The sequence below is a fragment of the Seonamhaeicola sp. ABD4_175 genome, assembly GCF_056160885.1.
Window position 1 is genome coordinate 1 of record NZ_JBSWYC010000001.1, and the last position, 15,074, is coordinate 15,074.

A 15,074-nucleotide genomic window follows, 5' to 3' on the forward strand; every position below is an offset into this window, starting at 1 on the left:
CTAAAGAAGTCTTGGAATTTGAATTAAAAAATGTAGCTTAGTATCATTAATAAATAAACACACTTTGTTGCGTTAGAACCTTGAATGTGCCAATGCGGAAATACAAAAATGTTGAATATACAAACCCATTTGAATTACTATTCTTACTTGGTTCAACAGTAGCTGTCTTTTCAGGAATAATATTTGTGTTAAATAGAATTATGAGTTTTGGGCTAGCTAAAGGAATTTTAGCATTTGTTCTTGCTGGAATTTATTTCTATATCTTAAAAAAGAAGTTTATAGTAAAGATTTCAGATTTTGAATTAAAATCAAATAAATTGGAATGGGATAATAAAAATGTTGTTTTTAATGATTTAGAATATTATAAAATTCATTGGATGAAAGGAGCTGGAATAAAATTTAAGTTCAAAAACGGAAAAACCTTACGAATTAGCTCAAATGATAATTTCTGCGATTCTGAACAATTTGTGAATTTATGCCAAAATATCGACTCAAAACTCTTGAATTATAATAACGGACAAATAGAAAGAAAAAAATCATTTTTCGAATCTAAACAAGGATATTACTTCGCAGTAATTATGTCAATGTTGTTTGTGATTGGAACTATTTACAAATCATTGACAGATGAAAAAATTAATATTGGGAATTTTGCGTTAATTTTAGTTTCGTTAGGAATTATTTGGAGTGGAGTTAAATGGAAAAGAAAATAACGATTTGCCAACAATGTATAAATTTAATTGCTTGGTTCTAGCCTACTTACGAAAATCCTCGCGGATTTTCTATTCGGTTTTTATTTGCTAAATTAGTGACTTAAACCACGCAACTAATCTTATACGAGACCGTTGTATACAATGCCCACACAAAATAAATGACAAGAAATTTTATATACGCAGCCATAATACTATTAACTTCTTGTAATAGTAAGGATAGAAAAGATACTAATAATTTGGAAAGAGCTGATGGATATGAAATAACCGCCACAACACCAGATGGTAAAAAAATAAAACAGACCATATCCAATGAGCAAGCTAAAGAGCTACTAAATGGATTTTCAAAAAAAATGACTCGAGATACTACCTATAATGAATTTAATAAACCTAGACTTGTTATTCATAAATTAATAGGTAAGACTGTTAATGAGTATTTTGTATATAATGATAAACAACAACTGACTTCCCAATATGGACAAAATCAATACTCATCTCCTTCAACTATTTATAATGAGGTAGCAAAAATCAAATATTTGTATAATAATGATTTACTAATTGAAATAAGAAAATACAATGTAGAAAATAGACTTATTAGCTCTAAATGGGAGGATACGCCAATCATTAAGTATAAATATGACTCTCAAAAGAGATTAATAGAAAAATGGTTTCTTAACGAAATTGGAGAATTAAGAGATGAGTATGCAATTCTAAAATTTGATAAAAATGGAGAAAATATAGGCTGGTATAACTTAAAAGGAAATAAAGACCCTAAATGAAAAGCACTGTATACAACACTATATATACGTCATGCGGTGTAATCTTTTTGTGCTAATGTATGGTTTCTTTTTGCTAAGCCGTGCATATAATTTTGATTAGTCGCTGGTTTGAATTAAGTTAGCGTCAAACAAAAAGATATGCACTCGTGCTAAACCCGAAATTCCTTGAATTTCTACACGCACGACTGCATATATTCACCGTTGCTTTCAATAGCGGCCGACGCTCACTCGAACTCTTTAAAAAAATCCGATTCTCAAAATGCCGGTTAAAATTTGATCACTCAATTGCGACCGACTTTCAGCAAAACGCTGAAAAAAAAACTACAACCGATAATCACTCGGATTCTTTAAAACTTAAAACTTTGCGCGAAAAACTACTGTTGCGGATTTAAAAAAAATAAATCTGAAAGCTAAAAATTATCGTTTTGGATAAAAATTTAGCCGACCAATAAATTGCCGACTAAATAAACGCTGCGGATAAAATAACAGACACGCAAACTGACTCTGCTCACTCTTGTGGGCCGCTACTAAAAACAACATTGGCTAAAAATCATTGCGACTGAATTTTCTTCCGAAAATTCATTTCTTTTTACTAAATTCGTTTTACGGCGGAATAATCCTGCGGATTTTTCCGCAACGAATTTCTAGCCGTTAACCGTTGTAAGTAATTTCAAAACTGAACTGGAAAACAATAATAATAAATGGATTACGGAATAATTTACTTTATAATATTCGCTATTATAATGATAGTAATCTACCAAAACAAAAGAGTCAATAACAATCGAGCAAAAGAATTATTAACTGAATTGGAATCTGATTTTTCCAAGAGCTTTAAAGTTAACGGAGAAGTGAAATTTTCGAAACTTCATAAATTGTTAGACGTGGATTTAAAAATTTTACACACTGAAAACGATATAATAATTAGTGGATTTGATTACTATCGGGAAAGACAAACCACTTTTGTATTTTATAACAACAAAGACTTGAATTCATTGAATAAACTTTCAATTCCAAAATACTTAATCTCTAATATAGAAATTATAGAAAATGATAAAATAGTAATAGGAAGTGGAGAAAAAATAAAAATCACTCTGAATTACAAAAAATACGGAAAAGAAAAGCTGGAACTAAAAGGAATTGAATTTGACAAACTGATTAGAAAACTGAATAAAAACTACTTACAACAACGTGTATAGCTCATTGCGGCTGAATTCCTAATCGGAATTCATTGCAATTTGCTATCTTCGTTTTACGGCGGAAAATCCTCGCGGATTTCCCGCAACGAGCCATACACAAAACGTTGGCTACAATTTGGGAATGATTCGTTTTTGGTGTATATTTACATCAAATAATTAAATTATGTCAAGACAAAGTATATCTTTTACTAAACCAAACGATGAATGGTTAAAAGCTCAAGTGGACAATAAAGAATATTCTAGCAAAAGCGAATTAGTTAACGATTTGATAAGACAAGCAAGAAAACAGCAAGTTCAAATTGACTGGATTAGAGCCAAAATTGAAAAAGCTGAAAATAGTGGATTTACGAATGACAGTAAAGAAAGTATTTTAGCTCAATCAAAGTCTTTGCTAAATGGCTAAATACAAACTGACAAATGAAGCGAAAAATGACTTGATTCGGATTCACCATTACGGAGTTAAAAAATTCGGAATGAAACAAGCGGACAAATATTTTGAGTCTTTTTTCGAATATTTTGATATTATTGCTGAACGCCCTTTTTCCTTTGAATCTGTTGACTATATAAAAAAAGGATACAGACGTTGCGTTTGTGGAGTTGATAGTATTTACTATAAAGTCAATGAAAATATTGTTGAAATAATGACAATAATTGGAAGACAAGATTTGAATGAAAAATTATAATGGAATTAAAAAACTGTAGCCAACAATGTATAACCGCAATTACGGCGGATTCGAACGAAGTCGAATCCACTCAAAATTGCTTAAGCTAGTGAATAACTAAAAACTTTTGGCTAATTTAGCCCGATAACTGACGGGTTATACGAAGCCGTTGCTTTCAATAGCGGCCGACGCTCACTCGAACTCTTTAAAAACATCCGATTCACAAAATGCCGGTTAAAACTTGATCACTCAACTGCGACCGACTTTCAGCAAAACGCTGAAAAAAAACTACAATCGATATTCACTAGGATTCTTTAAAACTTAAAACTTTGCGTGAAAAACTACTGTTGCGGATTTTAAAAAAAAATTAAATCTGAAAGCTAAAAATTAACACTTTGGATAAAAAATGTAGCCGACCAATAAATTGCCGACTAAATAAACGCTGCGGTTAAAATAACAGACACGCAAACTGACTCTGCTCACTCTTGTGGGCCGCTACTAAAAACAACATTGGCTAAAAATCATTGCGACTGAATTTTCTTCCGAAAATTCATTTCTTTTTACTAAATTCGTTCTACGGCGGAATAATCCTGCGGATTTTTCCGCAACGAATTTCTAGCCGTTAACCGTTGGGTGTAATTTGGAAAACTTACCGATTTTTGGTACTTTTGAGCAAATATTTGAATTATGAGTAAGAACACATCAATATCACTCGGAAATTATTTTGACCAATTTGTGAGCAGCCAAGTCTCTACTGGACGATACAAAAACGTAAGTGAAGTAATTAGAGCTGGACTACGTCTTTTAGAAAACGAAGAAAGTAAAGTCATTGCTTTGAGAAATGCAATCCAAGAAGGAATTGACAGTGGGATTGCACACGATTTTGACCCAGAAAAACATCTTCAGGAATTAAAAGCTAGACATAAAAAGAATGGCTAAATATGAACTGACCAACAAAGCTGTTGAAGATTTAACTGGAATTTGGGAATACACAATTGAAAAGTGGTCTGAACAACAAGCTGATAGATATTATAACTTGCTATTAGATAGTTGTCAAGACATTGCTAATAATCCTGATTTAGGAAAAAATTACGAGGGAATAACCAATGACTTATTCGGACTTAAAACAAGCCGGCATATAATTTTTTACCGAAAACGAATTAACCTACCGATTGAAATTACGAGAATTTTACACGGACAAATGGATTTAAAAAATAGAATAACCGAATAAAAAAACTACACCCAACAATGGCTATAAGTAATTGCATGTTCTCGCCTACTTCTGAAAATCCTCGCGGATTTTCAGTTTGATGTGTACTTGCAAAGTTTGGTGCTAAACCACGCAACTACTCATAGCCGAGACCGTTGGTTTCAATGCTGAAGCAAGTTGGTCTATTCAATAACTTAACGCAACAAATCTAAAATTATAGATTTGTAATATGAGTTCAAAACACAGACGACTTTCACTCAAAGAAAGGATAACAATTGAGACACTTTTAAACGAAGGAAAATCCAAAGCGGACATTGGAAATCGACCAAAAGCGCGAATATTGTCGAATTAAAATTTTCTAAAGATTCTCTGATTTACAACGCTTGGGAAAGGACAACTAAATTTTTTTGGAAAAATGACAGCACAAAAATTTATTATACGCAACTGACAAATATTGACCCTGAATTAGAAACGGATTTTATAATGCAATACAGACTGAATTCGGAAAAGGATACTCTATTTTTAAAAAATCAAGATTCGGATTTCACAAATGAGTTTATAAGAATAAATGAATAGTGAAATGAAAAAACTATTGCCAACAATACATAACCACAATTACGGCAGATTCGATTACGTCCGAATCCACTCGGAATTGCTAAAGTCAGTGTTTAAACCGCAATAATTCGCCAAATTTCCCGTAAAAGAGGATTATACAAAACAACTCCGCCTAAAACTTCCTACAAAAAATAAGTTTCGATTTAAAGCTTTCGATAATTGATCAAATTCAAAATGGACAGATTTCCGTAAATCATTCTTCAAAAAAATATCAAATCTCCAAATCTTCTATTTATTATTGGTTGAAAAAACACAGTACATTAGAGGAAAAGAAAATTGCTATAAGTAAAAATCCCTCAACAAATAAGTGCATTAATATTTCAATTATATCAATAATTTGCCACAGCTCTATGTTAAGTAAACATGTCTTTTAGGTAAACTTAATGTATATGTAATTATAGTACTATTTTTTGTTTCTAGAGTACTATGTTTTGATACAAAACTCCATTTCTTTAATACAATAGTACACCTTTTCTGCTGGGTGTATTTCTAGTTTCGTTACCATTAACAAAAAACAAATTAAACACAATGAAAATTTTTAAATTACCCTTGTTATGGGTAGCAATGTCATTAATAGTAACAATATTCAACGTTAGTTGTGCTGAAGACGGTTTAGACGGAAAAGACGGAATTGACGGTATAAATGGTCAGGATGGTCAAGATGGAGAAGATGGTCAAGATGCCGTTGTGTTAGAAGATACCGAGATGTTTTACAACAAATCTTTAATTGAGCCTTTGGTAAACATCAATCCTAGTTTTAGCAATGTAAAAGCTTATTCTTTATTAACTTCTGTTGATGTTGTGGGTGAGTCAAACTTTCAAATTGCGAGTACTGTTGATGGTGCTGGGTTGATTAGAGAAGACGAAAACGGATTTATTTATGTGGTAAACTGCGAAGATGCAAAAGCAGTGGCTCGTTTGCGTTTAGATAATAATTTGAATCCTATTTCGGGAGATTATTTATTAAACTCTGGAGTTGCAGATTATTCTAGACAATGTTCTGGAACCATGTGGGAAAAAGATATTCACGGCGGAGATAAAGACGTGTTTTTATCTGCTTCTGAAGAATCAATCAGTAATGTAGTAAAAGAATTAGATCCAAGAGTAGCAACTCCAAACCCAACAGGAGATTACGGAAACAAAGCATTAGGACATTTTCTATGGGAAAACGCTGTTCCATTGCCTAAAAACACCTATCCAGGAAAAACAGTAATCTTAGGAGGAAATGATTTGGATGGTGGTCAACCTATCTTATATTTTTCTGAAAATGGTGATGCTGACAGAACTAACGGAAAAGTGTATGTGTTAAGAGCAAAACAAATTTCTGATGGTGCCGGAGGTGTGATTGCTGCTCCTGATGGAGAAAGACACGACGAAAGTGATTTTGATTTAAAGCAATCATACGATATTGAGTTTTTAGAAATTCCTAATGCTAAAAATTTAAGTACTAATGAAACTTCTAACTATTACAGAAACACTTTGTTTGCCACTCACTTTGTAAGAATGGAAGACTTAGATTATCAAAAAGGAAGCGATGCCAATGCTCGTAATATTTATTTTGCTGTAACGGGTAAAGGAGCTGGTAGAGGTACGGTAAATGATCAAGGAACGGTATATAAGTTAGAGTTGGATGCGGATTCTCCGTTAACAGGTAGATTGACTAAAATTATTAGTGGTAATGATAGCGATTTAGGAAAAGATGGATATTTAAGACCTTTACAAAGTCCAGATAATATTTGTGTTACAGACAACTATGTGTACATTCAAGAAGACCCTAATGGTGGTACTTGGAACAGAGGACATGCGGCTTCTATTTATCAAGCAGATTTATCTGGAGATAACGTAAAAAATGTTTTAGACTTAAAGGTAAAATCTTTAGGAAATAACAGTTTAGATATTGTAGAAAGCGGAGAATTTGGAGCGTTAATAGATGTATCTGACAAGGTAGGTGTACCAGGAACTTTTATGCTAAACATCCAAGTAAAATACTGGCAAGACAGTGCTTTTAAGGCCTTAGATGGTCATGATGGTCCAGGAGAATCAGATAGAGCTTCTCAAATTGTAATCTTAAGAGGGTTGCCTCAATAATTCAATCTTACTAAAATGTATTTAATAGTTCCCAAAATTATTTTTGGGAACTATTTTTTAAAATTTATCTGTGTAATGAAATTAAAACTTCTTCTTTTAACAGGACTCACTCTTTTTGTTTTAACAGCTTGTTCCAATAAAAAAGAAAAACAGCACCAACCTTTTTTGGTAAACTGGACACCTGTTCAGCAATACTATCTAAATAATATAGATACTACTTTGGTATTTCTAAAAGATTTAGATAGTGTTGATATAACCTCTAAACTCAACGTTGCTGTTTTAAAAAAAATTAGAACCGCTTTTAAAAAATGTGAACCTTATGTATCTTATTTAAATCCTAAAGCTGGACATAGAGTTAACGGGCCTGCTTTACCTGTTTTTAGAGAAAATAGTGGAAAAATATTACCTCCAGTTGGTTTACAGGCTTTAGAAGAAGCAATTTTTTTAGGCGAAACCACTCATCAAGAATGGAAGGATAATTTACACTATATACAAGGAACCTTAGGCAAGGTAAAAAAAGAAGTGGCTTATTATCAACTTAATGCGCAACGTTTTTTCTTATCAACACATCAGCAATTGCTTAGAATTGTAAGTTTTTCAATGGCAAATTTTGATACGCCTGTAAGTCAATGGGGAGCTTCAGAAGCTCAAATTTCATTACAAAGTTTGTTGTTTGTGTATCAAAACAGTATTCAAAAAGTAATTCAAAATAAAGATCAAGATTTAGATACTGCTTTTGTAAATGCAATCAATAAAGCAGTTTACAAAATAAGTTCAAATAGTAATCTTAATACATTTAATTTTATAAAAAATCATCTAAATCCAATTACAAGACTTTGGGTAAAAATTAGAAAAAAGAGCAATTTGTGGCAACCCAATGGCGTGTATCCTTTTAATGTAGATGCTCCTACTTTTTTTGAAGAAAACAGTTGGGATGTAAATCATTTTGCATCACCCAAAAATCAAAACGCAACTCCAAAACAAATTGCATTAGGAAAAAAACTATTTTACGATACAAACTTATCTAAAACAAAAGATTTGGCTTGTGTTACCTGTCACAATCCTAAAAAAGGATATGCCGACGGATTGCAATTTTCTATCGACAATTCAGGAAAACCTTTAACAAGAAATTCCCCTACATTAATTAATTCAATTTATCAAAAAGCCTTTTTTTGGGATGGAAAATCTGGAAACTTAAACGAACAAATTAGCAATGTTTTTAAAAACGAAAGAGAATTTAACAGCACAGTTCATCAGTTTTCTAATCAAATATTGGTAGATTCTACCTATGTAAAATTATTTAAAGAAGCCTATGGTAAAGTACCCGAAAGCAATCATGATATGGTGAGAGCAATTGCTTCTTATGTAGGAACATTAAATGGATTTAGCTCTAAATTTGATAAAAACATCAGAGGAGAAGAAGATACGTTTACAACATCAGAAAAGAGAGGTTTTAATTTATTTATGGGAAAAGCCCTGTGTGCCACTTGCCATTTTATGCCTTTAACTAACGGAACAGTGCCTCCGTTTTACACAGACACAGAAAAAGAAGCTATTGGTGTTCCTAAAACAAATCAAAATAAAGAATTAGATACAGATTTAGGTTTTTATCATATGTTTCAACAAGATTATTACAAAACCATGTTCAAAACCCCTACCATTAGAAACATTGCATTAACCGCGCCATACATGCACAACGGAATTTATAATACTTTAGAAGAGGTGATGGATTTTTACAATCAAGGTGGTGGAGCTGGTTTAGGTTTTCATGTACCCAACCAAACCTTACCTTTTGATGAGCTCAACTTATCAGAAACTGAAATAAAAAACATGATTGCTTTTTTACATACGTTAACAGATGTTCCAGAAGAGGTATATTGATTAATTTAAAAATGTAAATCAAAAAAAAAGTGTCAAACTATTAAATTACAATACAATTGAATTACATTGGTTGCAGCCAATGTAATTCAAACTTATATTATTTAAGCGTTTACTCTTTCTATTTTAGCACCAATTGCTCGTAAACGTTCATCTATATTTTCGTAACCTCTGTCTATTTGTTCAATATTCATTATTGTTGAAGTTCCTTTGGCTGATAGTGCTGCAATTAACAAACTAACACCGGCTCTAATATCTGGTGATGTCATGGTGGTTGCTTTTAAGGTAGATTTAAAATCGTGCCCAATAACTGTAGCTCTGTGCGGATCGCATAAAATAATTTTCGCCCCCATATCTATTAGCTTATCAACAAAAAACAAACGACTTTCAAACATTTTTTGATGTATAAGCACGCTACCCCTAGCCTGTGTAGCCACTACTAAAATTATACTTAACAAATCTGGTGTAAATCCTGGCCAAGGCGCATCGGCAATTGTTAAAATAGAACCATCAATAAAACTTTGAATTTCATATCCATTAGTGTGTGCAGGTATGTGAATATTATCTCCTTGTTTTTCAACTGTAATACCTAATTTTCTAAACACATTTGGTATTACGCCCAAATCATTCCAAGATACATTTGTAATGGTTAATTCGCTTTTAGTCATGGCAGCTAAACCTATCCAACTACCAATTTCAATCATATCTGGTAGCATGGTATGTGTTGTACCGCCTAAACTATCTACGCCTTCAATAATTAACATGTTAGAACCAACGCCACTAATTTTAGCGCCCATTCTATTTAACATTTTACAAAGTTGTTGTAAATAGGGCTCGCAAGCAGCATTGTATATAGTAGTTTGCCCTTTAGCTAAAACAGCGGCCATTACAATATTTGCTGTACCAGTAACCGATGCTTCTTCTAAAAGCATGTATGTGCCTTTTAGCTCATTTGCTTCAACACCATAAAACTGTTCTTCTTTGCTATACCTAAACTTTGCGCCTAATTTTATTAAGCCTTCAAAATGTGTATCTAAACGCCTGCGACCAATTTTATCGCCTCCTGGTTTTGGTATGTAACCTTTGCCAAAACGTGCTAAAAGTGGTCCAACAATCATTATTGAGCCACGTAACCCACGCCCATCTACTTTAAATTCATCAGATTCTAAGTAATTTAAATTAACAGCATCTGCTTGAAATGTATAGGTGCCTTTTGAAAGTTTTTCAATTTTTACACCTAATTTTTTTAGTAAACTTATAAGTTTGTTAACATCAACAATATCAGGAATATTGTTAATGGTTACTTTTTCTGAAGTTAATAAAACTGCACATAAAATTTGTAATGCCTCGTTTTTGGCACCTTGTGGCTGTATGCTGCCTTTTAGCTGATGCCCACCTTCAATTTTAAATATTCCCATGGATTAGTTTAGTAGCGTTTTCTTCCTCTATTTTGTTTTTTGTGATGTCCTCCTTTTTTGTTACTTGAAAATTTATTTTTAGTTCTAAGTAAACTTGATGAGGCTGATAAATCTTCGTCAGAATTTTTCAAATTTATTTTTCCGTTTGATAGTTCAAATAAATGATCATAAATTACAACATCTTCAACCGTGTCTTTATTCCAATTTAAAAAACACTTTTTCATGTGGTTTGCAATGGTATAAACAAGGGCTTCTTTTAAATCGCCTTCTTCCCATGTATTTGCAACATCAATCATGGTTTTAATATTGTTTCCGTAAAAACGATATTTTGGATGATTTTGCGGGTATTTTAATGGTTCTGGGCCTTCAGCTAACAATTCTTTTGTTGGTTTTGGGTATGGTGAATCTACATCTAACTCAAAATTAGCCATGATGAATAATTGATCCCATAATTTATGCTGAAAATCTGGTACATCACGCAAATGCGGTTGTATATTCCCCATAACCGAAATTATGGCTTTAGCTATTTTATTACGCTCTTCTCTATCTTCAACTGATTTGGCATGATTAATCATTTTTTGCATATGGCGGCCATATTCAGGAATGATTAAATGTTCACGCTCTGTGTTATATTCTAAGGTATCTATCAAAATAAATGATGTGGAATTAAATTAACGCACGTAGTTATTATGCTTGTGCAAAATACAAAAAAAAACTAAAGACTAATAACGCCTTCTACTTTTTCTGCTACTTCTTTATATTTTTCTATTACACTGTTAGGGTCTCGCATTAAAAGGTTTATTGAAACGCTGGTATATTTTCCGTTTTTTGATGTTACTGTGTTTATTACAGCGCCCATATTATCAAAAATGGCTTCTAAAATGGCAATTTTTTCAGTGTCTGACTTTACTATAAATTTATACAAATATTCTGATGGCCAGCTTGTTGTATCATAAAGTTGACTTCGTAACTTATTGTAAAACGCCTCTGTTTTTTCTGGTGTACTCATAGCTTTTTTATATGCTGCAAATATACAGTTTCATTTCTATTTTTTTAATCGCTAGTAAATTCCGAATTTTACACTCTAAATTTATGGTTTGAACACAAAAAAAATTGTTATTACAGGAGGCCCAGGAACTGGTAAAACATCTATTATAAATGCCTTAAAACAAAAAGGTTATTATTGTTTTGATGAAATTATAAGGTCACTTACTTTAGAAGCTAAAAAAGAAATAGATGAAAATTTACATGTTTCTAACCCTATTGCTTTTACAAATGACCCCAAAGATTTTAACACCAAATTGCTAAATGGACGTGTTGAACAATTTAAAAATGCTAGTACTCAAAACAAAGAGGTTATTTTTTTTGACCGCGGAATACCCGACGTTTTAGCTTATATGGCGTTTTTTAATCAGGAGTATGATGATTTTTTTACACAAGCTTGTATAAACAACACGTATTCCTGCGTTTACTTACTCCCGCCTTGGAAAGACATATACAAAACTGATAATGAGCGCTTTGAAAGCTTTGAAGAAGCAGTTAAAATTCACAAAGCTTTAGTAAACATATATGAAAAATTTAATTATGAAATTATTGAAGTGCCTTTTGGAACAGTTGAAAAACGAACAAATTTTATTCTTGACTCTATAAAATAATTAAATGGAGCACCCCATTAACATATTAGAACGTTATTGGAACTACACCTCCTTTAAAAACAACCAAGAAGCCATTATTAATGCTGTAATTGCTGGCGAAGACACTTTTGTGCTTTTACCAACAGGTGGCGGCAAATCTATGTGTTATCAAATTCCTGCAATAGCTAAAAAAGGTATTTGCATTGTAATTTCACCATTAGTAGCTTTAATGAAAGACCAAGTACAAGCGCTAAACAATAAAGGCATAAAAGCTTTGGCATTAACTAGTGGTATTTCATATAACCAGTTAGACACACTGTTAGACAACTGTATCTACGGCAATTATAAATTTTTATATCTATCGCCAGAGCGTTTACAACAAGAACTTGTACAGGACAGAATACGGCAAATGCACGTAAATTTAATAGCTGTAGATGAGGCGCACTGCATATCGCAATGGGGTAATGATTTTAGGCCATCATATAAAAATATTGCCATTTTACGCACCCTACAGCCAACTGTTAACGTGGTTGCTTTAACAGCTTCGGCTAAACCTGAAGTTGTTAATGACATTATTAAAGAACTTGATTTTATTAAACCTAAAGTATTTAAACACTCTTTTTTTAGAAGTAATTTAGCTTACATGGTTTTTAACGAACAAGATAAATACTATCGTATTGAAACCATTTTAAAAAAACACACAGCATCATCAATAGTATATGTTAGAAATAGGAAGTTAACTTTAGATTTAAGCAACTATTTACAAACTAAAAACATTACTGCAACACATTATCATGGCGGATTAACAAATGCTGAAAAAGAAAATAACATGAGTGCTTGGTTACATAACAAAAAACAAGTTATGGTAGCCACAAATGCGTTTGGAATGGGTATTGATAAACCCGATGTTAAAACAGTAATTCATATAAATTTACCCGAAAGTATTGAAAGCTATTTTCAAGAAGCCGGAAGAGCCGGTAGAAATGGCCAAAAGGCGTTTGCCGTTATTTTAAAAAATGAAGCTGATGTTCAACAAGTTAAAAACCAGTTTTTAAGCGTACTACCAACGTTGCAGTACACTAAACAAGTGTACCGTAAATTATGTAATTATTTTCAAGTTTCATACGGCGAAGGTGAATATCTCACTAAAGATTTTAACTTCAACACCTTTTGTAAAACATATAATTTTAATGGTATTTTATGTTATAATGCACTACAATTATTAGACAGAAACAGCGTTATAAGTCTTTCAAAACAATTTAAAAATAAAATTACCGTACAGTTTATAGTTACAAGTAACTCCATTTTTAATTATTTAGATGCTAACCCAAGTTTTAGCCTTATTGTAAAATCTATTTTAAGAATGTATGGTGGTATTTTTGAACACGAAACTAGTATAAGCATTCAAAAAATAGCCGACAAAGCATCGGTTCATGAAACTGCAATAATAAAAGTACTTAAACAGTTAGAAAAAGATGAAATAATTACATTAAATCTTACAAAAACCGATGCTCAAATAACCTTTATTCAACCCAGAGAAGACGATAAAACAATAAACCGTATTGCCAATATTATAGAGCAACAAAACAAACTAAAACAAACCCAAGTACAAGCTATTTTAAATTATGTTGAAAATGAAAATACTTGTAAAAGCATGCTACTTCTCTCCTATTTTGGTGAAACTAATTTAAAACCCTGCGGCATTTGCTCTGTGTGTATTCGCTCAAAAAAAAGCAATAAACCTGTTGATACTTCAACCATAAAAAAACAAATTATTGAGCATTTACAAAGTGGTAATTTATCATCAAGAAATTTAGCAGAAAACATACAATGCTCTGAAGCAGATTTAAAAAACACCTTAAAACTTCTTTTAGAACATAATATTATTACATTAACAGAAACAAACACCTATAAATTAAGTCATTTATGAGGAATTTAAAAATAGTTTTTATGGGCACACCAGATTTTGCTGTGGCCACCTTAAAAACTCTAGTAAATAATAATTATAACGTAGTTGGCGTAATTACAGCACCCGATAAACCTGCTGGCAGAGGCCGTAAACTAAATGAAAGCGCTGTAAAAAAATATGCCAAAGAAAACAACCTTAATATATTACAGCCTACCAATTTAAAAGATGAAAATTTTATTGAAGAATTAAAATCTTTAAATGCAAATCTTCAAATTGTGGTGGCTTTTAGAATGTTACCAAAAGTAGTTTGGCAAATGCCAGAATACGGCACCTTTAATTTACACGCATCATTACTACCAAATTACAGGGGTGCTGCGCCCATAAACTGGGCTATAATTAATGGCGAAACAAAAACGGGTGTTTCTACATTTTTTATTGATGAAAAAATTGATACCGGCGAAATGATTTTACAAGAAACCATAGGCATTGATGAACATGAAAACGCTGGAAGTCTTCATGACAAATTAATGACTATTGGAAGCAAATTGGTTTTAAAAACTGTTGCCTTAATTGAAAAAGGCCCTGTAAAAACCAAGCCTCAAATAGATACCAAAGATATTAAAACAGCCTATAAACTTAACCGCAATAATTGTAAAATAAACTGGCATGATAATTTAAGTAACATTTATAATCATATAAGAGGCTTAAGCCCATACCCAGCAGCGTGGTGTATTTTACAAAACGGTGAAAACACATTAGATATTAAAATTTATAACGCCGAAAAAGAAGCTTGTAACCATAATAATGACATTGGTTTAATTATTTCAAATAAAAATGAATTAAAAGTTTCAGTATCAAACGGGTATATAACTATTAAAGAAATTAAACTTCCAGGTAAACGAAATATGGATGTAAAATCGTTTTTAAATGGTTACACATTTTATGAAAATGCTAAAATGCTGTAAACCCTTGTAACTA

17 protein-coding genes are annotated in these 15,074 nt (G+C 32.0%); 14 read left to right on the top strand and 3 right to left on the bottom strand.

What is annotated here, in order from left to right; translation table 11 throughout:
- The first annotated feature begins 92 nt into the window (after positions 1–92).
- From ACXAG4_RS00005 to ACXAG4_RS00055, 11 genes are all read left to right on the top strand, one after another.
- The gene (locus ACXAG4_RS00005; RefSeq protein WP_475294037.1) at positions 93–710 is read left to right on the top strand and encodes a hypothetical protein; all 618 of its coding nucleotides are present in this window, start codon (positions 93–95) and stop codon (positions 708–710) included.
- A 158-nt stretch (positions 711–868) separates the two neighbouring features.
- Positions 869–1,486 (top strand): hypothetical protein, encoded by a 618-nt coding sequence (locus ACXAG4_RS00010; RefSeq protein ID WP_475294038.1) that lies wholly within the window; start codon positions 869–871, stop codon positions 1,484–1,486.
- 701 nt (positions 1,487–2,187) lie between these two features.
- Positions 2,188–2,682, top strand: a complete 495-nt coding sequence (locus ACXAG4_RS00015) for a hypothetical protein (RefSeq protein WP_475294039.1) — start codon at positions 2,188–2,190, stop codon at positions 2,680–2,682.
- Positions 2,683–2,845: 163 nt separating this feature from the next.
- Entirely contained in the window at positions 2,846–3,085 is a 240-nt protein-coding gene (locus ACXAG4_RS00020; protein ID WP_036118677.1) for a ribbon-helix-helix domain-containing protein, read from the top strand.
- Positions 3,078–3,365, top strand: a complete 288-nt coding sequence (locus tag ACXAG4_RS00025) for a type II toxin-antitoxin system RelE/ParE family toxin (RefSeq protein ID WP_475294040.1) — start codon at positions 3,078–3,080, stop codon at positions 3,363–3,365. The genes ACXAG4_RS00020 and ACXAG4_RS00025 overlap by 8 nt, the downstream gene beginning before the upstream one ends.
- A gap of 666 nt (positions 3,366–4,031) precedes the next feature.
- Positions 4,032–4,283: a type II toxin-antitoxin system ParD family antitoxin gene (locus ACXAG4_RS00030; RefSeq protein ID WP_070138491.1), complete on the top strand. Its 252-nt coding sequence runs from the start codon at positions 4,032–4,034 to the stop codon at positions 4,281–4,283.
- Complete coding sequence (locus ACXAG4_RS00035) at positions 4,276–4,575, top strand: type II toxin-antitoxin system RelE/ParE family toxin (protein ID WP_066757883.1); 300 nt, start codon at positions 4,276–4,278, stop codon at positions 4,573–4,575. Before ACXAG4_RS00030 ends, ACXAG4_RS00035 begins: the two co-directional genes overlap by 8 nt.
- 208 nt (positions 4,576–4,783) lie before the next feature.
- Entirely contained in the window at positions 4,784–4,906 is a 123-nt protein-coding gene (locus tag ACXAG4_RS00040) for a helix-turn-helix domain-containing protein (RefSeq protein ID WP_475294041.1), read from the top strand.
- A gap of 394 nt (positions 4,907–5,300) precedes the next feature.
- The gene (locus ACXAG4_RS00045; protein ID WP_475295224.1) at positions 5,301–5,543 is read left to right on the top strand and encodes a helix-turn-helix domain-containing protein; all 243 of its coding nucleotides are present in this window, start codon (positions 5,301–5,303) and stop codon (positions 5,541–5,543) included.
- Positions 5,544–5,697: 154 nt separating this feature from the next.
- Positions 5,698–7,257, top strand: a complete 1,560-nt coding sequence (locus ACXAG4_RS00050) for a PhoX family protein (RefSeq protein WP_475294042.1) — start codon at positions 5,698–5,700, stop codon at positions 7,255–7,257.
- A 75-nt stretch (positions 7,258–7,332) separates the two neighbouring features.
- Positions 7,333–9,138 (top strand): cytochrome-c peroxidase, encoded by a 1,806-nt coding sequence (locus ACXAG4_RS00055; protein WP_475294043.1) that lies wholly within the window; start codon positions 7,333–7,335, stop codon positions 9,136–9,138.
- Between the two features lie 101 nt (positions 9,139–9,239).
- Here the strand turns inward: ACXAG4_RS00055 and murA are convergent, their stop codons facing one another.
- The 3 genes from murA to ACXAG4_RS00070 all read right to left on the bottom strand — a co-directional run bounded on the left by murA (position 9,240) and on the right by ACXAG4_RS00070 (position 11,562).
- Positions 9,240–10,553, bottom strand: a complete 1,314-nt coding sequence (gene murA / locus ACXAG4_RS00060) for a UDP-N-acetylglucosamine 1-carboxyvinyltransferase (protein WP_475294044.1) — start codon at positions 10,551–10,553, stop codon at positions 9,240–9,242.
- An 8-nt stretch (positions 10,554–10,561) separates the two neighbouring features.
- Positions 10,562–11,203 carry a DUF4290 domain-containing protein gene (locus ACXAG4_RS00065; protein ID WP_475294045.1) on the bottom strand — a complete coding sequence of 214 codons (642 nt, stop codon included), beginning with the start codon at positions 11,201–11,203 and terminating at the stop codon, positions 10,562–10,564.
- 65 nt (positions 11,204–11,268) lie between these two features.
- Positions 11,269–11,562 carry a DUF493 domain-containing protein gene (locus tag ACXAG4_RS00070; protein WP_475294046.1) on the bottom strand — a complete coding sequence of 98 codons (294 nt, stop codon included), beginning with the start codon at positions 11,560–11,562 and terminating at the stop codon, positions 11,269–11,271.
- 88 nt (positions 11,563–11,650) lie between these two features.
- Between ACXAG4_RS00070 and ACXAG4_RS00075 the strand changes: the two genes are divergently transcribed.
- The 3 genes from ACXAG4_RS00075 to fmt are packed head-to-tail and all read left to right on the top strand — an operon-like array spanning position 11,651 to position 15,061.
- On the top strand, positions 11,651–12,208 hold the full coding sequence (locus ACXAG4_RS00075) for an AAA family ATPase (protein ID WP_475294047.1): 558 nt from the start codon (positions 11,651–11,653) through the stop codon (positions 12,206–12,208).
- A 4-nt stretch (positions 12,209–12,212) separates the two neighbouring features.
- On the top strand, positions 12,213–14,117 hold the full coding sequence (locus ACXAG4_RS00080; RefSeq protein WP_475294048.1) for a RecQ family ATP-dependent DNA helicase: 1,905 nt from the start codon (positions 12,213–12,215) through the stop codon (positions 14,115–14,117).
- Entirely contained in the window at positions 14,114–15,061 is a 948-nt protein-coding gene (gene fmt / locus ACXAG4_RS00085) for a methionyl-tRNA formyltransferase (protein WP_475294049.1), read from the top strand. Before ACXAG4_RS00080 ends, fmt begins: the two co-directional genes overlap by 4 nt.
- The last annotated feature ends 13 nt before the right edge of the window (positions 15,062–15,074 follow it).